The organism is Bacillus sp. 007/AIA-02/001 (assembly GCF_004634455.1).
Lineage (GTDB): Bacteria > Bacillota > Bacilli > Bacillales > Bacillaceae_G > Bacillus_A > Bacillus_A cereus.
In genome coordinates, this window is record NZ_SEIY01000003.1 from 377963 (window position 1) to 397156 (window position 19194).

Consider the following 19194-nt stretch of genomic DNA (forward strand, 5'->3'; position numbering starts at 1 on the left):
ATGGTTATTCTGTAACTATTATAGTTACATATTTAAAGTAAGTCAATTCTTTTCTCTACATGGCCTAAAAATAGAAAAAGGGACTTCATGTTGAAGTCCCTTTCTTTGTTATTATAGTTGGCTTACTCCGCCGCCGTCGCCTTTATTATCTGCTGGTGCTCCTCCTGTGTCTCCAATGTTAACGTAGTCTGGTCTTGCTGGTGCTCCGCCACCATCACCTCTATTTAAAGCATGTTGTTCAGACTCTGTAAAAGCAGTAAGCCCTAATGAAAGTAGTATTACTAAACCTGCTATCAATACATTAATTTTTTTCATTTATTTTAGCGCTCCTTCTTTTAAAAGTTTTTTTCGAGCTTGGCTACTAATATAAAAGTATTTACTAGCCTTTTCATGTTTTTCTTCTTGATAAAATTTATAAGCTAATATTTCTGCGTATTCCTTAACACAATCTAAAAGGGAGTGTTCTTCAAAATACGAAATACTTTCCACAGTTACTTTCTCTAACTCATTAGCACTCGAATTAATATTTAATTCCTTCAATATCATAAAGCGATGTTGAAATTCTTTATTTTGCAACTCATTACAAATTTTCAGCCCTAGTTCTATTAAGTTATTAGCAATTTCTATTTTGCCCAGTTTATAATTTTCCTCTGCTTCAGTAAAAATCGCTTTAAAATGCTTAGGCATTTTCTTAGTCACTTCACTTAAATGTCTAATTGCCAAATCTGATAAATTCTGACTACTATATAACCACCCTAAGTTACTTCTAACCATTAAAATATGTTTTTCTTCTTTATCATGTTGTTGAAGTAAATGGATTGCGGTATTAAAACTTTCCTCCGCTAACTCAAACTGTTTAAAATCAATACAACATAATCCTATGAAGTTATGACACAACGCCACGTTTCCTTCGTAACCTTTATGTTCACAAAATATTTCTTTCGCCTTTTTGATATAATCTAAAGCTAACATTTGCTGATATACTTGATAGTAAAAATATCCCATCCGATAATTAAACTCCGCATGTTCTATCGGATCTGCAATATATTTCAATAACTTCTCAGCTTGCTCATACTGTTCTTTCGCTTCGTTATAATTTGAAATTAATGTGCAATGAAACCCTTTAAAAAAGTGATAATAATAAGCTAAAAAGCCCTCTGTTGGAATTTCGAAAGATTCCACTTTATCAAAACTATCTTCTCTAACTGAAATCCAATCAACTAATGCATCATATCTAAAATTCAACAACGCATGATAAAGTAATACATCCTGATCCACATCCAACCCACTAATCTTACTTTCAATCTCCTCTTTCATTTCTGTGGCCTTCTCTATATTTTGCTGTAACATTACACGATACCAATCATCTAAAGAATGTTTCATTTGCTCCCGCGTTACTACATCTGCTCCCATACACTCGCATCCCCTTTTCTCCAAAATTACAAAATTAGGATTTTTATACAATTATTAAAATTGTATATTAACACTCCTTTTCTATGCATTGAAAAATAATTATCAGAAAATTTAATATTTTAATTAATTATACCAAAGTTTTCCTTTTTAATAACTTGAGAAATAATTGTCAGAAAACTTACTAGGATAAATAAAAAAGCAAGTAGTTCCAGCACTCCGCTAAAACTACTTGCTCTCCTACTTACTATCTCTATTTTTACTCTTTAATAAATTCCTTCGTACTTCTCACTGTATCAATTGGACGAACTAATTTTTCAATTTCTTCACGTTTTGGCTCTAGGAATGGAGGTAAAGATAATTTTTCACCAAGTGTTTCGTATGGCTCGTCTCCCATAAATCCTGGGCCGTCTGTTGCAAATTCAAATAAGATTTGTGGTGCAACTCTTGCGTATAATGATTCGAAGAAGTGACGGTTTACATAGCCAGATGAAGGAAGTCCTACGCTACTGATTCTCTCAATCCATTCTTCTAATACAGCGCGATCTTCTACACGGAATGCCGCATGGTGCACTGTACCAAAACCTTGTTGTGCTTCAGGAAGAACTGTATTATGTTCTACGATGACAGAGGCACCGTTTCCGCCTTTGTTCACTTCAAATAAATAGAATTCTCCTTCTTGCGCAATCTCTTTAAATAATAAAACTTTTTCTAACACTTCTTTAAAGAAGCTAAAGTTTGCGATACGAATGAATACAGGTCCTAAACCAGTAATTGCGTATTCTAATGGTACTGGTCCGTTTTGCCATGGTGTACCTGATTCGATTCCTTTATCAAGTTCATCTGAGATTAATTGATAGTGTTGATCATCAAAGTCAACGAAAGAAAGAGTTTTCTTACCAAATTGCTCTTTAATTCCTGTATGTTCTACTTCAAGACGGTCAAAGCGTTTCACCCAATACGCTAGTGCTGCATCAGTTGGAACACGGAATGAAGTTTTTGAAATTTCATTTGTACCGTGTACTCCTTTCGGAACACCTGGGAAGTCAAAGAATGTCATATCTGTTCCTGCACTACCTTTATCATCTGCAAAGAATAAATGATACGTTTGAATGTCATCTTGGTTTACTGTTTTTTTAACTAAACGCATTCCTAAAACGTGAGTGAAAAACTCATAGTTTTTTTCTGCACTACTTGTAATCGCTGTAACGTGGTGAATTCCTTTTAATTGGTTCATTTTATATTCCTCCAATGGTTTTAAATTTTATATTTTCTCTTCAATAGGTGCTAAATTCGCTTCAATCTCTGCACGCTGATCTTCTAAGAACGGTGGTAAATCAAGTTTTTCTCCTAAATGCTCTACATCGCCATCAACTGTAAATCCTGGTCCATCTGTCGCAATTTCAAATAAGATTCCGTTTGATTCACGGAAATATAAGCTTTTAAAGTAGAAACGGTCGATGATTCCTGAAGACTGGAAGCCTCTTTGTTTCACCTGTTCTTCCCAATAGGCAAGCTCTGCATCGTTTTTCACGCGAATTGCTAAATGGTGGATGCTACCGCGGCCGGGCTTTTCAGTAGGACCATCTAAATATTTCACAACGATTTCTCCAAAAGCCTCTCCTTTAATGGACTGAAAAATTGCTTCCTCTTCGCTTCGGCTAACCTCTGTATAACCGAACATCTCTGTAAGTGTACTCGCCATTTTATCAAGTCTACGAACTGTCATTTCCACAGAACCCATTCCTTGAATTTGATGCTTTGCAGGAACTTCTGATTTCTCCCAAGTTTCCCAGTGCTCTACTTTTTCTCCGTTTGAAACGAGTAGTACTAAGCGAAGACCTTCAGCATCCTCAAATTGTAAAGCAGGACGATTTGCATATGTTGTCATCTCACTATGTTTCACATCAAATTTCTCAAATCGTTCTTTCCAGTAATGTAAGCTTTCCTCTGAAGGAACGAGTAATCCAATTCGAGTAATCGCATTTGTACCGCGATATGTTCTTCCTACTAAAGGAATTTCAAAAAATGATAACTCTGTACCCGGACTTCCTGTTTTATCTCCGTAAAATAAATGATACATTGACGGATCATCTTGGTTTACTGTCATTTTCACACGACGTAATCCAAGCACATTTTTATAAAAGTGATTATTTTCATTTGCATTTTTCGTAACCATTGAAATGTGATGATGCCCTTTAATTTTATACATTTGTAATTCCTCCACTTCGTTTTACTAGTCAAGTGATGATAAAAAAATAATATGTTTTTTAGCTGTTCAATTTATTCTCATTATGTTTTTGTAAATTCATCTTAGTTTTTACTGCATAAGTTACTTTCGTTTTTAACTCGAAAACAACTGAGTGTATGTTTTTCATATGACTCAATCGCTTTCGTTACTATCACTTTACAACTCAAGTGATTAAAAAGCAAGTATTTTATCTCGAATTCGAGATATTTTTTTATTAAATAACATTTTGGACTAAAAACACGAGAAATTCTTGGTTTGAGGACATTATAAAATTCATAAGTTGATGGATGTGAGATATCGCCAGCATTTTTGAAAAAAACACGCTAAGAGTATGCGAGATTTTATACAGTTTTTTCGTTAATCCAATAACAGACAAGAACCCTAAAACCGCACCAGAATAGGAATGTATAAAAAATTGCATAGATTGATAGAACAAAAAAAGGAGGTTCCCTTGTGAGAGTAGGGTTCCTCCTTTTTCCTTGCTACCGATAATAGGACGTTATGTTAACTGATCATGTATAGGATATTCATATAGGAATTGTTTCTATCAATGCTGAATTATACAAAGAAGGAGGCATGATAATGAAAAAAGAACAATTAATATTAATTGCTAGTCTTACTCTTTTATTTCCTGTCCTTGAATTTTTCTTCCAGAAATATGATTACTTTAATTTTTACGCACATATAGGTATTATAGCCATTGCTGTATCAACTGTCGTATTCACACTCCATTATATAAAACAAATTTATTGGAAATTATCGATCGTATGAGGAAATTATGAAAGAATAGAATTTAATTGAATATGTTTTCTATTACCCGTTTCAAGCTTTTCCCCATACCTTTTACTGCCCATACTAGTTTAAGGAACACTTTAAAGATAGCATCCCATACGTGTTCATTAATAAAAAATTCGTATACTTTCTTTAACCACTCTTTCGGGGATTTACTCTTACGTTTAAACCTTTGCCAATGCGTTTCTTCACTAGTTTTCATAACTACCCCTTCTTTCTTAATCGAATATGCTTTCTATTAGAAGTTTTAACACCTCGCTATAATGATGAAAAGAACGAGGTTTATCATATCTGGCAATTTAATCACTCCTAATTTTAAATTAAATTCATTATATAACGATTTCTAAATTTTTAGTTAATTACTAGTGAGAATTAAGCAAAATTTAAACAAAAACACCTATGTTAGGCTTTAGTTACAGGTTTTCCCCCTATAAAATCAACTATTTGCGCCACCAACTATGGGGTACGCGAATTACTTTGATATTATCTTTGAACGAACAAAATAACTCCTTTCGAAAAACAAATGAACTGATATTAATCAACTTCCAATATCGAGAATTATGTAAATAAGCTGCCCATATGGACAGCTTATTGTATTTTTTGCTTAACATATTTTTCTGAAATGCTGGCGGTACTCAATTTAAAAGTTGATATGCCCCCATTCTAGTGGCAAGATATGTTTTATTAGTTCTTCGTTACACCCATGCGTACTTCTTAACTATTTTATTTCATTTTTAATAAAGTGAAACTTTAATCAGTGGGGGTTTTCTTCACCCCCCACTGATTATCAACCCTCACCAATCGGACTTTAATGACTTAACATTATGCTTATCTTAGGAGCAAGGTATTTTATCGGTGAGTGTATACAAACCATGTAATGCTTGCTGTTAATAATGCTGACGAAATCAAAGCTGTAAGAACACTATATGTTTGCCACATAAGTATTGTTGACCAATCGAAAGCGCAGCACAGTATACCCAGAGCAATCGTAGCGATCAGGAAAATAACTGTTACGGTTATTCTCTTTTTTGTCATTGGCTGTCGCTCATTCGTTCTCCTTCTGCGTAATCCTAAGAGAAATAGCAAAACGGCCAATAGGCAAAAAATAATTGTGATAGACGACAAAATGATATCCAAAAGCTGTGTGCCGCTTATTTCATATGACTGAGTTAGATTGCCTTCTAATATATCTTTAACTTTTAGTACCATGTTTGTATTGGTATTTGTGCCGTTGCTCAGCAAGGAGACGGCTGTTCGTTCATTTGGCAGTATGACTACTTCGGTTCTGAAATTTGGATTGCCCCCAGTGTGTTCTATAATCGTTTGTTCGGCATTTACGGACCAACCTGCCGCATAATACATACCGTTGACAGCCGAAACAGACATATCACCCCTATGTGATTTTTCGATAACCGTGTGAAATATTTCGGGTATGTCCTGCACGATACCCATCTGTATGCCCAGCCAACGAGCCATATCTTTTGTATTAGAAATGATGTAGCCTGCGGGTTTATTCCCAGCATAATCCGGAGCTTTAAATGGAGTTGTCATAAAAAAGGAAGAACGGTAGCCCTGTGCCAACTGTCCAGTAGCTTGAGCATCTTCTTTATAAACATACGTCTGGTGAAGACCTAGCGGCTGAAATACCTGTTCCTTCATAAAGTCTTCATAGCTTTGTCGCGACACAATCTCAATAACCAAACCCAATACGTCATAATTAACGGTTCCATAGTTATACTGTTCACCGGGAGGGAACGCCAATTCAGCATCAACGAGCATTTCCACAGTCTTTTGCAACATATCCGGTGTATTGCCTTGTGGAATATTTTGAGTATGCCTAATATTTATTAGACCACTGGTATGGTGAAGAAAGTTATTTAGTGTAAGACTTTGCATATCAACAGGTTTCCCTTGATACTTTAATGTAAACCAAGGTAAATATTTTTGGACAGGGTCAGTCATTGAGAGCAGCCCTTGCTCTTCCAATAGCATAATACCCATACCGGTAAAAGCTTTACTGACCGAGGCTAACTCATAGAGTGTATTTTCACTTGCAGACAACCCCTTTTCACGGTCTGCATACCCTGAAGAAAAGTAGAACACTTCATCATCAGCAAGTATTGAGATTGACATTCCCGGCACACCTGATATACGACAGGCATCATCTAGCAACGCTTGTATTGCCGCAGATTGCGAATCTGACAACGCATAACTTTGTGTTGCGAATCCTGAGAATAATATAAATATCGTTAATACAAAAACAATAATCTTTTTCATAAACTCTCCCTTTTGGAAAATTATAAAAGAATAATATAAATAACCTCCTTTTACAACTACGAAACTAATTTTTAATGTATCTTTCTATTCACCTATATAATATCAAATAATTGCGAATAGTTACACTTGAACGAACAGATGGATGTAATTTGAAACAACTTTAAAGAGCCTTGCTACGTAGAATGTAGTAAGGCTCTTAGCTTTTTAATAATCAAAATTCAATAACTTTATTATCATTATACAACAGCCCCACTAAGCGTATTAACACTTAATGAGGCCACTTTATTCACACTATTAATTATGGAACGTCGGTTTATAGAACGAACGATTATCAAGTGCAAAGACACGCTCTGTGTATTCGCCTGGTTTTGTGCGTCCTAATGCGCGGTCCATCATGTTCATTTTTGCATCTAAGTTATCGATGTAATGCAGAATTTCTGCTTCTTTTACTAATGGTGGTTTTGGGCTACCCCATTCTGCTTTTCCGTGGTGAGAAAGGACGATGTGTTGAAGAATTAATACTTCTTCTGCATCGATTTGCAATTCGTCTGCTGCTTTACCAATTTCGTTCACCATAATAGAAATGTGGCCTAGTAAATTTCCTTCTAACGTATACGTTGTAGAAATTGGGCCAGATAGTTCGATTACTTTACCAAGGTCATGTAAAATAACGCCTGCATATAGTAAGTCTTTATCTAACGATGGGTATAGATTTGAGATAGCTTTCGCTAAATCAAGCATTGATACGACGTGATAAGCTAGTCCAGATACGAACTCGTGATGGTTCTTTGTCGCTGCTGGATAGTCTAAAAATTCGTTTTGATGCTTATTTAATAAATGTCTTGTTAGACGCTGAATGTTCGGGTTTCTCATTTCAAATATGTATTGCGTAATTTTCTCAACCATATCTTCTTTTTTCACTGGTGCTTTTTCTACGAAGTCTGAGATATCTGTTACTTCATTTTCATTCGCAACACGAATTTGTTTCACACGTAATTGAATACGTCCTTTGTAGTTTAAAATATCACCAGCTACTTTCACGATTGTTTCCGCTACATATTGTTTCTCAACTTCTGGTGATACGTCCCATAGCTTCGCTTCAATGTCTCCACTTGGATCTTGTAAGATTACTGTTAAAAATGGCTTTCCATTGCTTGCGATACCTTTTGTCGCTGTTTTAATTAACAAGAAAATATCGACTTGTTCACCAACTTCATACTCTGCAATTTTCTTTTTCATTCGAATTCCTCCACCAAATCAGTTACTTTTAGTATAGCACACTACAACTCATTTTCTTTACGCATATGTGTTAATTTTATAATCTGTTTTTCTGGAAAATACGCAAGTAAATGCGCATGACATGTAAAGAATATGACTTGTCTATCCTTTGCAATTTCCTTTATAAGTTCAATCGTTCGATTCGTCCTTACCGCATCAAAATGCACGAAACTATCATCAATAATAAATGGATAATCATGTTCGAATGTTTTCGCGAGTGCAAATCTCAGCGATAAATATAACTGCTCCGCTGTCGCTTGGCTTAGTTCATGACTGTAAAAACGCATACCGTCGTTACGTTCAACGATAAACGGTTCTGCCTCTGACGGTGAAAAGATTTTACTATAGCGTCCGCCTGTTAAATAGACGAAATACTCTTCTGATTTTTGTAAAATACGAGGAAGATGAACTTCATGATAATAGTGCTTCGTTTTCGTTAACACTGTCTTTGCGGCCGCATAAGCAGCCCACTTCTTCACTTGTTCACGCACTTGCGCTTTTTTCATTTCCCATTCATGCATTAAATCGCCGTACGTACTACCTTCTTCTAAATTCGCAATTTCCATACGATGTTTCGCAATACGCTCTGTCAGTTCTTTCTCTTTCGTAAGACAGTTTTGGACAGTTGTAATTTCTTGCTTTAATTTTCCTTCATAACCGTCAGCTTCATAATGTTCAGCTAATGATAAACTCGTTAAACGCTGTTCCAACAGATCAATTTGCGGTAATAAACGCCCCACTTGTTTTTCTGCATCCTCACGTTTTTCCGCCAGTTTACCTGCTTCTAAAAACATCTCTTCATCTGTAGACTCTGCAATATGCCATAAACCATCTCGTTCTATTAGTAATTGCTTTAATTGTTCTTGCATAAACTCATATTCTTCTTGCCATTCCGCCAGTTTTTCTTTTAACTGCTTACAAGTTTGGCGCTTCTCTTTCTCATTTTGCATACGGCTTTGTGCCTCGTGTAGCTTACTATACTCCGCACTACCGATAACAGTTTCTAGTTTATGTTCAAATTGCGAAATCATTTCATATAATGAAGATTTTCGTGTACCTTGCTTCTCTAACTCCCGATATAATTGCTGCATTTTTTCAATACGCTCAAACGCCGGCAATATGTGTGCATACGTATAAAATTCAGGAAACATATAGCGCGTTTTATATGCATCGACTTGTTCTCCCGCCTGGAACGTTTCTCTCTCCCATTCCTCATACGATGAAACGACTTTATCATACGCTCGTTCCAACTGCTGTAACTTATAAGACTCACGCTCAAATAATTTACGTATCTCTTCATCTTTTTCTAACTGATAGCGAACAGACATCGCTTCTTCACTTTGTCTCCCGCCGGCACTTTGCTGAAGTGTAAGGAGCTCTTCTTGTAATCCACTTGATGGATCTTTATATAAAACAAGGGCGAGAACAATCCCTACAAATACGATGACACTAATAAATAAAAGCGGGCGATTGTCTATAAATAAGCTCGTGAATAAAATGCCTGTATTAATAAGGAGTAACAGAAGACAAACTCTTTGCCACTGCTTTTTCTTTTGCATAGCCGCTCCTGCTTTTTCCTCGTACTTGCGCTTCATTCTCTCTGCGCCCATACCGATAAACGCCGCATCTTGGAACGACTTCTCTTTCTCAGCTAACGCATTTCGCTCTTCATCCGCTAACATTTGTTGCTTAATCTGTCTTATATTTTCTTCTTGTTCTTCTAATTGCTCCTGCGCTACTTTAAAACGATCATCGAGCTGTGCTTTTTGCGTTTCTAATTCGCGCGCCTTTTGCACTGTTTGCGTAATTAACTCTTTCGTTGCCAAACTCATATCAAATGAAAGAACTGTTTCCTTTTCAAAAGTAGCACCAATTTGTTGTTCTAGTTCTGCGATTTCTTCTTTTATATTCGTAATACTTCCTGTCATATCACGCATTTCTTGGCGTGCATTTTCGTAAGACATATGCTGCATACGAAGTTCTTCTACATAACTTTCTTTTTGTAAAAACTCTTCATCTATTTGAATCGAGGCAATTTCCGATTGCACTGTCTCAATTTTCTTGTGGAGCGAATCAACTTGTAATTGAAGCGGCTCCATCTTCGCCTTAATTGCTTCATAACGCGCCATTCCGTTTACAGGAAACTGCCCGCTCTCGTTCTCTAATACTTTCTCATGCGCACGCTTTTCAATAACGAGTGGCTCAAGCGCTGCTAATATTTCATAATCTTGCTTTCTTTTTTCTGCACTCTCTTTTTCCCCGCGAACAGAAGCAAGCTTCTCTTCGCTTTCTTTTAACTGCTCGACCTGTTTTTCATACGTGCCGATTTTCCCTTGCCACTCTTTCATCTTCTCTTCAAGTTTCTTCATCTCTTGCAATGACACGTTAATTTCTGGTTTACGACCACTCGGCTTAAAGCGCTGGTCCATTTCTTTTTCTAGCTTTTTATCTAACTGCAATAGCGCATCACTTCCGACTGCACTTGCCGAAAATAAATAATTGCCAATATCTGCTTCGCCAAGCTGATGAATGTTTTGAAGGCCATGCATATCAAATGAAAAGACAGATTCAAATAAACTTTCATTCATCCCGCTTAATATATCGTTTAAAATTTCTTCTCCGCCCGTTTTCCCGTCTTCAAAATAAACGGTCACCTCGCCAGCTGCCGTCTTTGGCAACCGTTCAATTTTCAAACGGCCGTACTTCTCTGTTTCCACAGTCATCGCACCGCCATACTTCCCGCCTTCTTTCGGCTCATAACGGCGCTGTCCTCTCGTCGGAAAACCGAATAAAATACTTTTCATAAATGAGCGAATTGTCGATTTCCCCGCTTCATTTTCACCGTATAACACTGTCAGCAAAGAAAGATCCATTTCCACATTTTCTAATTTTCCGTACCCATAAATATGGAGTTTTTCAATTCTCATTTTTTATCCCTCTCTTGCTGGAATAATTGTTCTAAAATAATATTTTCTGCTTCCTTTTGAATCTCTTTCTTCTCTTCTTCTGTAAAAGATTCAATACTATTACGCGCTACAGGAGATGTCCAAATAGTGCGCAATACTCCGTCCATATTAGTGAAAGCTTCTAACTCCTTTAGCACACTACCGACGAAATGATTTTCCGCTTTCAAACGTTCGATTTCCGCAAAAGAAACCGTCTCATTTTTCCACTTCATTGCATATACGAAATCTTTTCGCTCTTCTCCAGATGCTAAAATGTGAAAAATCTCTTCCACACGCTTTTCGTCGCGCAAATAAGGTGAAAGTGGGCCTTGTCCTGTAAATACGACAGTTAATAGCGTACCTTCCTCTTCTCTTCGGCATTCATTCATCGCAGTAGATATGCTTGTCATAAGTTCATCAACAGTGTCAAGTCCATCAATACCAACCTCGATTTCGTCCCATACAACATCTGCCGTATGGAAAAATGAACACTGCGATCCTTTTTTCGTAAGTTCAATAAGGTATGCACCCTTCTCGCCTGTTTCCTTACGATGACGACCTTGTATGTTCCCTGGATAAATAATGTATGGTTCTTCTGATAAAATTTCACGTTTATGTATATGGCCAAGAGCCCAATAATCAAACTGTTTTTCTTTCAACTCACGAATTTGAAACGGTGCATAGCGATTATGCTCTGCATCTCCTTCCACACTTCCGTGAAGCATACCAATATGAAAAGGCGCATCACTCATTTTCGTATACTGCGCTGTCATATTATCCGTTACCGCTTGCTGCAAATAACTAAACCCGTAAATAGAAGCTAACAATTCACCATTTTTATAAAATGATTTCTCTTCTACATAAGGCTCAGTAAATACATGAACATTTTCCGAAAACTCAATTGCTGCCCAGCTTCCCCCTAAATGATCATGGTTACCGTGAATAATAAAAACAGGGATATCGTATTGCAAAAGTCTCTTCATTTGCTCACGCACAAACACTTGCGCCCTCAAACTTCTCGTCTCCGCATCATACAAATCCCCAGCTAGTAATACGAAATCAACGCGCTCTTGAATCGCTTTATCAACAATACGCTCAAATGATTCAAACGTACTCTGCTTCATTCTCTCCCACACAGACTGCGTAACATTCATCTCCATCCCTTTAAACGGACTATCCAAATGCAAATCAGCCGCATGTATAAACTTTACTTGTTTCACAAATAACGATCCTTTCTATCTTTCAAAAGTTTCATTTTATCAAAATTTAAATCGCTGAAAACTAATAATCACCGAGAATAAAAATATTCTCGATGATTAAAGTTTCATTCTATTTTACCACGCAATGTCATATATTTCTTTGCATATTGTAGCATTTTATGTCAAAATAATTATAAGATTCTGATTTTAAATATTGGAGGGAATTTTCATGGGAGTATACGTTCTAACAGTCTTTGAAAAAGATGGTTCAAAAGCATTAGACGAATCATTCGAGGCGGCAACTGAAAAAGAAGCGAAAGCAAAAGGTGAATCTATCTTACAAGAAAAAGGATTGTATGAAAAAACACATCGCTGTACATCTACTGCAGGTAAGCTCGTTTTATTCCAGCGCTAAAAAAAGAAGCGTCATCCGCTTCTTTTTCACTCTACTATATCTTCGTCACACCACGTAAACACCACATCTAGAATACGATTACCGATACGTACGCGTTTATTCCATTTACCTGTTTGGATCTGATGTTGCAATTCTGCTTTCATCTTTTCCGTCCAGTCGTGAATTGTTTCACTACCGTCGTACGGATATACGCTTGGAAACTCTTTCTGCAGTAGATGCAAGCTCTCTGCATCAAAATGAAAATGGAAGAAGTAGTTTGCTGTAAGCGATGGTTCTTGCAATCGTAAAAAATGATCATCAATTTGCTTTCTATTTCGATAGAAAGTAAAGATATTCACTTTACCGCTAGTAATTTGGTCAATTTGAATTTCGTGCTTCTCTATAATCACGTCTTGTCCACCTCGTTGTATACTATCTTTAGTATATATGTCTTTTGCAACAAAGTTAACCATTTTCGCGCGAAATTCATTTCCTTCATTATATTACCTGTACCTCCATATGCAATCAGAATAAATAAAACAAAGTTGAAGGGGAGCGATCACATGTATTTCGGAAGCAAAGGTTGGTATGTAAAAGAACTTAAAAAATTAGGTATCCGTACTTATGAAGGTAAAAAACTAGAATCGTATCGTACGCATGTGTTGTCTAGTTTACTTGAGAGAATGAAGAAGGCTTCGGCTTAATAGAATAGCAAGAAGTAAACCTGAATATTGATAAATGATAAAAAACACCTCCTAAATTCGCATACTAAGTATGCAAATTAAATGGAGGTGTTTTTATTAGTTTCACTTTTCCAGGGGCGCTTCAGTTTTCATAAAATATTTTTTGTTTCCGCTGAAACGGATAAGTTTTAATCTCAGCTGTATCTAAATTTTCATTGAATAAATGAATAGCTATAATTTGTCTACAATCGTAAGTATGGTAATAATATGTTCCAGATTCCATACACATTGCACTCGTATAGATGGTATTATCTAATGTTCCGTCTTCTGTTATTACTGACCCTTTAGGAACCTCACAATTTGATAAGATATGAAAAATAGCAGATATCCCCTCTTCTTCGTTCTCTATACCTTGAATGTTTTGTTTTCCATATGCTGCCCGCACAAATCTTGATGGCGGGGTAAAATCTCCAGGAAGTCCCATCGTTCCTGAACCTTGGCCAAAAGCACTTAATGGTACATCTCCCCACTCCGTTGGCGCAAATGGCTGCGATTTAAGTCCAATATATTGTCTTAAATTTTGTAAATGCCAATTAAACTCCGGACTATTAGTCATCACTCCTAATGGATTGTCATACATTTTTAGTCCATCAGTTGTCGGCTCAAGTACAATACACTCTCCCCATTTATCTGCTAAAATCCAATGTAGCGGTGGGGCAATTCCTAAAACTGGTAATGGTATATCTATAAGGGAAATGTTATCAACAGATTTTTTTAACTCTTCAACAGAATTAAATTGCGTGAGGCTCCAAGCCACAAAATCAAATGGCGCTAAATTCGTTTTATGGTTATCTATACTGTTACTATAAGTAGCGAATCCCGGGAAATAGAGAGTGGCACACGTCATACCAGCTTCATTTACTCCGTCCGCCATAATGACCCTTCCTTCATGATTAATTCCCATTCCGACAACAGCCTTTTTCGCTCGGATAGTTTCACCAGTTATATTGTTCCACTGATAACGCCGAGGAATGATTATTACTTCCTGATTCATATCTAATGTGAAATCCATTGTTCTCGCAAAAAGATGTTGGAAATTTTTAGTTTGTAACGTCAAACTAGTACACATGAAGAAATCCCCCCATTTTATAGTTATATACACATTTTATAAAATTCTGATAAATACGTAAATTAAAAACCCTATTTATCACTAACAAAGTAACCACCCAAACTAAAAATGCTATAATAAACCCAATCAAACTAAGGGGGCAAATTACTTTGATTGGAACATGCATTCAATTTCATAAGTTTGGCAATCCAAAAGACGTATTACAAGTTGAATATAAAAATATAGAACCACTGAAAGATAATGAAGTTTTCGTCCGTATGCTAGTTAGACCGATTAATCCATCTGACTTAATTCCCATCACAGGAGCGTACGCTCATAGAATTCCTTTACCTAACATACCTGGCTATGAAGGTGTTGGTATTGTAGAAAATGTTGGCGCTTTTGTTTCTCGAGAGCTTATCGGTAAACGAGTGTTACCTTTACGCGGGGAAGGTACTTGGCAAGAATATGTGAAGACATCAGCTGATTTTGTAGTCCCTATTCCTGATTCCATTGATGATTTCACAGCGGCACAAATGTATATTAATCCCCTTACGGCGTGGGTTACTTGTACAGAAACGTTAAACTTACAGCGTAATGACGTTTTATTAGTGAATGCTTGTGGGTCCGCTATTGGACATCTATTTGCGCAGTTATCCCAAATTTTAAATTTCCGATTAATTGCCGTTACAAGAAATAATAAGCATACAGAAGAATTACTGCGCCTTGGTGCTGCATATGTAATTGATACTTCCACTGCCCCGCTTTATGAAACTGTTATGGAATTAACAAACGGGATTGGTGCGGATGCTGCGATTGATTCTATCGGAGGACCGGATGGAAATGAATTAGCTTTTTCCTTACGTCCAAACGGGCATTTTTTAACGATCGGTCTTCTATCAGGAATACAAGTGAACTGGGCCGAGATTGTCACAAAAGCAAAAGTACACGCAAACATATTTCATTTACGACATTGGAATAAAAATGTGTCAGCATATAAATGGCAGGAGACGTTTCGTCACTTAATTCGTCTAGTAGAAAATGAGCAATTACGTTTTATGAAAGTACATTCTACATATGACTTAGCGGATGTGAAAACGGCGGTTGATGTTGTGCAATCTGCGGAGAAAACGAAAGGGAAAGTTTTTTTGACGAGTTATTGAATGCCATAAAAGAATCTCTTTTAGTATCTCGGCTTCAACTACCTAAAAAATAACATTGTCAACACAACTTAAATTGGTTATCATAAAAACGAATATAACAGGAGATGAGCAGATGAATATGAACGAAAAGAAATCCTTTTCAAAAGTTTCTCGGCGAAAATTAGTCGATGAAGTATTGGAACGTCTACAAGAGAAAATCTTTTCTGGCGAGTATGAAGTTGGTGATCGCCTCCCTACAGAGCCGCAATTAATGGAAGAGCTAGGGGTAGGACGTTCAACGCTGCGAGAGAGTATAAAGATATTAGTACATGCTGGCGTATTAGAAGTTCGACAAGGACAAGGCACTCGTATTGTCTCATTAAATACAACGCAAGATTCATTTGAAAAAAGACTGCAAGCAGCTAATATAAATCATGTGTATGAAGCACGAAATATGTTAGATAAAGAAGTAGCAATGTTAGCGGCACAACGCCGAAGCGAAGAGGATCTTTTATATTTAAAAGGACATTTGAATAAAAGAAAAAATGCCCTTCAAGAAGGAAATTATGTAGCATACATAGATGCAGACATTCAGTTTCATCTAGCCATTGCAAAGGCGAGTAAAAACGAAGTTCTATTTGATTTGTATCAATCTTTCGTACCTGCCCTTCGCCATATTTTAAGTCAATTAATATTACATACAGCGAACTATGAAGACAACTCTGGCATTCATGAAAAGTTATTCCAAGCTATTTTAAAGCAAAATACCGAAGAGGCGCGAACATACGCTGTTCAAAATTTGGAGCTGAAATAAGCTCCTTATCTATTACACAAAAACATCAGATGATATACTCAATAACATCTGATGTTTAAGAAAGGAGAAAATGAAATTGAAACAGCAAGAACGAACTTATTTGTATATACTAGCACTATTTTTTGTTTCCATTAATTTACGTATCGGAATTACATCTGTTTCACCTTTATTAGAAACAATCCGACAAGACTTAAATATAAGCAATTTTTCCGTTAGTTTTTTAACAGCTATTCCTGTTTTTTGTATGGGGACATTCGCCTTACTGACTGGGAAGGTAATTAAAAAATACGGGGCAGAAAAATCAATTATGACTTGTCTTATTTTAATCGGCTTGGCAACATGTATGAGAGCTTTTACCTTTTCCATTTCCACATTATTCGCGAGTTCTTTATTTATCGGTATTGGAATTGCACTGGCAGGTCCTTTACTATCAGGTTTTATTAAAGAAAAATTCCCTACAAAAATTGGCTTAATGATTGGCATATATTCAGTAGGTATGGGAACTGGCGCTTCTTTAAGTGCAGGTTTAACAATCCCTTTACAACATGTATTAAAAGGATCTTGGAATATGGCACTCGCTTTTTGGGGTGCACTAACTATTATCGCTATTATGTTTTGGTATCCTGTTATGAAACGAAAAAAGAAGACGAGCACACAAAATAAAAAGAATAATAAATTGCCTTTAAGAAATAAAAAAGCATGGTTATTTACAATCCTTTTCGGGCTACAATCAGGAATCTTTTATTCCATTACGACTTGGCTTGCGCCGGCAAATCAAAGTATGGGTGTGAGTAGTGAGCAAGCAGGTACTCTTATAACTGTTTTTACCGTGATCCAAATGATATGTAGCTTTTTAATTCCGACATTAGCGGATATTTATAAAAACAGAGCACTTTGGTTATTAGGGAGTATATGCTTTGTAATCGTAGGTTTATCGCTTATGATTTACCCACTAACTACACCATGGATCCCTTCTATTTTACTAGGTATCGGGCTCGGCGGCGTATTTCCACTCGCTCTTATGCTGCCGCTATATGAAACAAAAACTTCAGAAGATGCAAGTGCATGGACTGCTATGATGCAATCAGGAGGATATATTATGGGCGGATTCATTCCTGTCCTAGCTGGGATAGCTCGTGACTATTTTGATAGTTATACGCAAGTTTTTATTATAATGGCACTTTTAAGCTTAATTTTACTCCTATTAACTTTAGTCATGAATAAAAGGAGAAGAAATGCAGAAGACCTTCTCTCCGCTTAAATTTAAAATGTTAATATATGGTATAATTTAATTAAAAAACGAAGGAGCTTCTAACATGTGGTTCATTTCGGCACTCGCACCTATTGTAATAGTTGGTGGAATTGTAGTATTTGTAATGAAGAGAATGGAACGTCAATATAAAGAAGAAACATTAGGAAAGAAAAAATTAAAAGAAGCTCAAAACTTATTAGACATTTTCATACCTATAGGAATGCTTGTCGGCTGTATAATTGGTTTGATTTTCGGCATGTTTTCCCCAGATTTCTCACTACTTTCAATTAGTTTAGGATCCGGAATAGGCTATTTATTTGGTTTTTTCGCCTATGAAATTTATAGCAAGACAGGAAACAATTTTTCCTAATCCAAAAGGAATAAGCGGGACAGTACATAGTAATCATATAAAATATGTAACTGTCCTTTATTTTTGCATCAATGTTATCACCTTACCTTTCGCCTACTATACACCTCTTTTATTGATTTTTCTCTCCTCCCCTTTTTGCATATCCGCTTTTTTATTTTCATTGGATCTATATCCAAAGTAAAGTAGCGCACATGTAATAACAGAACCTACAATGTATCCTAAAAAACATCCTAACCAAAACATAAAAATTGCCCCCAATCCATTATAAATTTTATGTAGTAGACATCTGTAAACCGTTCTCAGTACCTCCGTTTTTTATTACAGATTGGAAAATCCCCTTAACCATTCCATCCATGAACATTCTGTCTTCTCTATTTTGATTATTATCTATAAAGTTATTTATACCACTAATTCTTCCATTATCTCAAATAACAACTTTATTATTTATTATAAAGTTTGCACTCACACTACATATATGTAGCATCACTGTCTCTTTTTCATTTTACCCTTGCAACTGGAGTTTACTTCTACAACTTAAAAACAAAAAACCCCCTCAAAGCATAAACTTCAAGGGGGAGCCTGTTTTTTATTTACTTATATACGTACAGCTGTACCACTTACAGCAACCATTAACATTCCATCACGAACAACTTCGTAATCTACGTCAATACCAACGATAGCGTTCGCACCTTTTTGTTTTGCAAGTTCTTTCATTTCATCCATTGCGATATCACGAGCTTCTTTTAGCTTGCTTTCGTAAGAACCAGCACGACCACCGACAACATCACGAACGGAAGCGAATAAATCGCGGACAATATTTGCACCCATAATAGCTTCACCATTTACAATATCGATATACTCAATAATTTCTTTACCTTGAATTCCAGACGTTGTTGTTACAATCATGACTGACACTCTCCTAATAAGTTGTAGTTTTTTAATGCGCTTTCTTATGTCTTTATTATGACACAGAAAAAATATCTAATCTATTGAATTACCTTACAGGAGTGTGACAATTTTGTAAGAATAAAACCCCCATTATGTTCAATAAAGCGCTTTAACATTAGGATACATAAACGAGTCTCTATTTTCTTTCCAATCCTTTTCTACTTCTTTAAAAGTTGGTCGCCCTAATTCTTTATTATTTTCATGTTTACTAAACCATTTTTTCACATACTGATCTCCATTTTTACTTTGAACTGTGCAAAGGAAACTATTACTACTATCCTTTAATATTTTTACAATCACGAATAGACACCTCTTCCCTTCTCAATATCAT

The 19194-nt window shown here is 36.1% G+C and carries 21 protein-coding genes; 7 read left to right on the plus strand and 14 right to left on the minus strand.

Annotated elements, in window-relative coordinates; genetic code table 11:
• Positions 1–111: 111 nt before the first annotated feature.
• The 4 genes from ES895_RS11165 to ES895_RS11180 form a co-directional block, all read right to left on the minus strand.
• Positions 112–315 (minus strand): hypothetical protein, encoded by a 204-nt coding sequence (locus tag ES895_RS11165; protein WP_000723609.1) that lies wholly within the window; start codon positions 313–315, stop codon positions 112–114.
• Entirely contained in the window at positions 316–1413 is a 1098-nt protein-coding gene (locus ES895_RS11170; protein WP_000500590.1) for a response regulator aspartate phosphatase, read from the minus strand.
• A 256-nt stretch (positions 1414–1669) separates the two neighbouring features.
• Complete coding sequence (locus ES895_RS11175; RefSeq protein WP_098295546.1) at positions 1670–2647, minus strand: ring-cleaving dioxygenase; 978 nt, start codon at positions 2645–2647, stop codon at positions 1670–1672.
• A 27-nt stretch (positions 2648–2674) separates the two neighbouring features.
• Complete coding sequence (locus ES895_RS11180; protein ID WP_074624889.1) at positions 2675–3622, minus strand: ring-cleaving dioxygenase; 948 nt, start codon at positions 3620–3622, stop codon at positions 2675–2677.
• A 621-nt stretch (positions 3623–4243) separates the two neighbouring features.
• Between ES895_RS11180 and ES895_RS11190 the strand changes: the two genes are divergently transcribed.
• A complete protein-coding gene (locus ES895_RS11190) occupies positions 4244–4432 on the plus strand; it encodes a hypothetical protein (RefSeq protein WP_000712159.1) in 189 nt (62 codons plus the stop codon).
• A gap of 22 nt (positions 4433–4454) precedes the next feature.
• Here ES895_RS11190 and ES895_RS11195 read toward each other — a convergent pair whose 3' ends face one another.
• The 5 genes from ES895_RS11195 to ES895_RS11215 form a co-directional block, all read right to left on the minus strand.
• Positions 4455–4655 carry a hypothetical protein gene (locus ES895_RS11195; protein WP_000858032.1) on the minus strand — a complete coding sequence of 67 codons (201 nt, stop codon included), beginning with the start codon at positions 4653–4655 and terminating at the stop codon, positions 4455–4457.
• Positions 4656–5302: 647 nt separating this feature from the next.
• On the minus strand, positions 5303–6730 hold the full coding sequence (locus ES895_RS11200) for a serine hydrolase domain-containing protein (protein WP_000720971.1): 1428 nt from the start codon (positions 6728–6730) through the stop codon (positions 5303–5305).
• 294 nt (positions 6731–7024) lie between these two features.
• Positions 7025–7969, minus strand: coding sequence for a 3'-5' exoribonuclease YhaM (gene yhaM, locus ES895_RS11205; protein WP_000726639.1), 945 nt, complete (start codon positions 7967–7969; stop codon positions 7025–7027).
• A 41-nt stretch (positions 7970–8010) separates the two neighbouring features.
• Positions 8011–10935, minus strand: a complete 2925-nt coding sequence (locus ES895_RS11210; RefSeq protein ID WP_135238344.1) for an ATP-binding protein — start codon at positions 10933–10935, stop codon at positions 8011–8013.
• The gene (locus tag ES895_RS11215; protein WP_135238345.1) at positions 10932–12173 is read right to left on the minus strand and encodes a metallophosphoesterase family protein; all 1242 of its coding nucleotides are present in this window, start codon (positions 12171–12173) and stop codon (positions 10932–10934) included. The genes ES895_RS11210 and ES895_RS11215 overlap by 4 nt, the downstream gene beginning before the upstream one ends.
• Before the next feature lie 208 nt (positions 12174–12381).
• Between ES895_RS11215 and ES895_RS11220 the strand changes: the two genes are divergently transcribed.
• Positions 12382–12567 (plus strand): YhzD family protein, encoded by a 186-nt coding sequence (locus ES895_RS11220; protein WP_000539552.1) that lies wholly within the window; start codon positions 12382–12384, stop codon positions 12565–12567.
• A gap of 26 nt (positions 12568–12593) precedes the next feature.
• On the opposite strand, the gene ES895_RS11225 is transcribed toward ES895_RS11220, so the two are convergent.
• Positions 12594–12956: a hypothetical protein gene (locus ES895_RS11225; RefSeq protein ID WP_000582785.1), complete on the minus strand. Its 363-nt coding sequence runs from the start codon at positions 12954–12956 to the stop codon at positions 12594–12596.
• A gap of 153 nt (positions 12957–13109) precedes the next feature.
• Here ES895_RS11225 and ES895_RS11230 point away from each other — a divergent pair, with 153 nt between their 5' ends.
• Positions 13110–13250 (plus strand): YflJ family protein, encoded by a 141-nt coding sequence (locus ES895_RS11230; protein WP_000273536.1) that lies wholly within the window; start codon positions 13110–13112, stop codon positions 13248–13250.
• Positions 13251–13371: 121 nt separating this feature from the next.
• Here ES895_RS11230 and bsh read toward each other — a convergent pair whose 3' ends face one another.
• Positions 13372–14358, minus strand: a complete 987-nt coding sequence (gene bsh / locus ES895_RS11235; RefSeq protein WP_000337591.1) for a choloylglycine hydrolase — start codon at positions 14356–14358, stop codon at positions 13372–13374.
• 149 nt (positions 14359–14507) lie between these two features.
• On the opposite strand from bsh, the gene ES895_RS11240 reads away from it, so the two are divergent.
• The 4 genes from ES895_RS11240 (at position 14508) to ES895_RS11255 (ending at position 17915) form a co-directional block, all read left to right on the plus strand.
• Positions 14508–15500, plus strand: a complete 993-nt coding sequence (locus ES895_RS11240) for a zinc-dependent alcohol dehydrogenase family protein (RefSeq protein WP_135238346.1) — start codon at positions 14508–14510, stop codon at positions 15498–15500.
• Positions 15501–15612: 112 nt separating this feature from the next.
• Complete coding sequence (locus tag ES895_RS11245) at positions 15613–16293, plus strand: FadR/GntR family transcriptional regulator (protein WP_001056899.1); 681 nt, start codon at positions 15613–15615, stop codon at positions 16291–16293.
• Between the two features lie 70 nt (positions 16294–16363).
• Entirely contained in the window at positions 16364–17554 is a 1191-nt protein-coding gene (locus ES895_RS11250; RefSeq protein ID WP_097814078.1) for an MFS transporter, read from the plus strand.
• A 55-nt stretch (positions 17555–17609) separates the two neighbouring features.
• Positions 17610–17915 carry a hypothetical protein gene (locus ES895_RS11255; protein WP_000264242.1) on the plus strand — a complete coding sequence of 102 codons (306 nt, stop codon included), beginning with the start codon at positions 17610–17612 and terminating at the stop codon, positions 17913–17915.
• A gap of 96 nt (positions 17916–18011) precedes the next feature.
• Here ES895_RS11255 and ES895_RS29255 read toward each other — a convergent pair whose 3' ends face one another.
• The 3 genes from ES895_RS29255 to ES895_RS11265 all read right to left on the minus strand — a co-directional run bounded on the left by ES895_RS29255 (position 18012) and on the right by ES895_RS11265 (position 19163).
• The gene (locus ES895_RS29255) at positions 18012–18158 is read right to left on the minus strand and encodes a hypothetical protein (RefSeq protein WP_000498632.1); all 147 of its coding nucleotides are present in this window, start codon (positions 18156–18158) and stop codon (positions 18012–18014) included.
• A gap of 351 nt (positions 18159–18509) precedes the next feature.
• A complete protein-coding gene (locus ES895_RS11260) occupies positions 18510–18821 on the minus strand; it encodes a YbjQ family protein (RefSeq protein ID WP_000637510.1) in 312 nt (103 codons plus the stop codon).
• A gap of 138 nt (positions 18822–18959) precedes the next feature.
• Positions 18960–19163, minus strand: coding sequence for a DUF4028 family protein (locus ES895_RS11265; protein ID WP_000635861.1), 204 nt, complete (start codon positions 19161–19163; stop codon positions 18960–18962).
• Positions 19164–19194 lie beyond the last annotated feature (31 nt).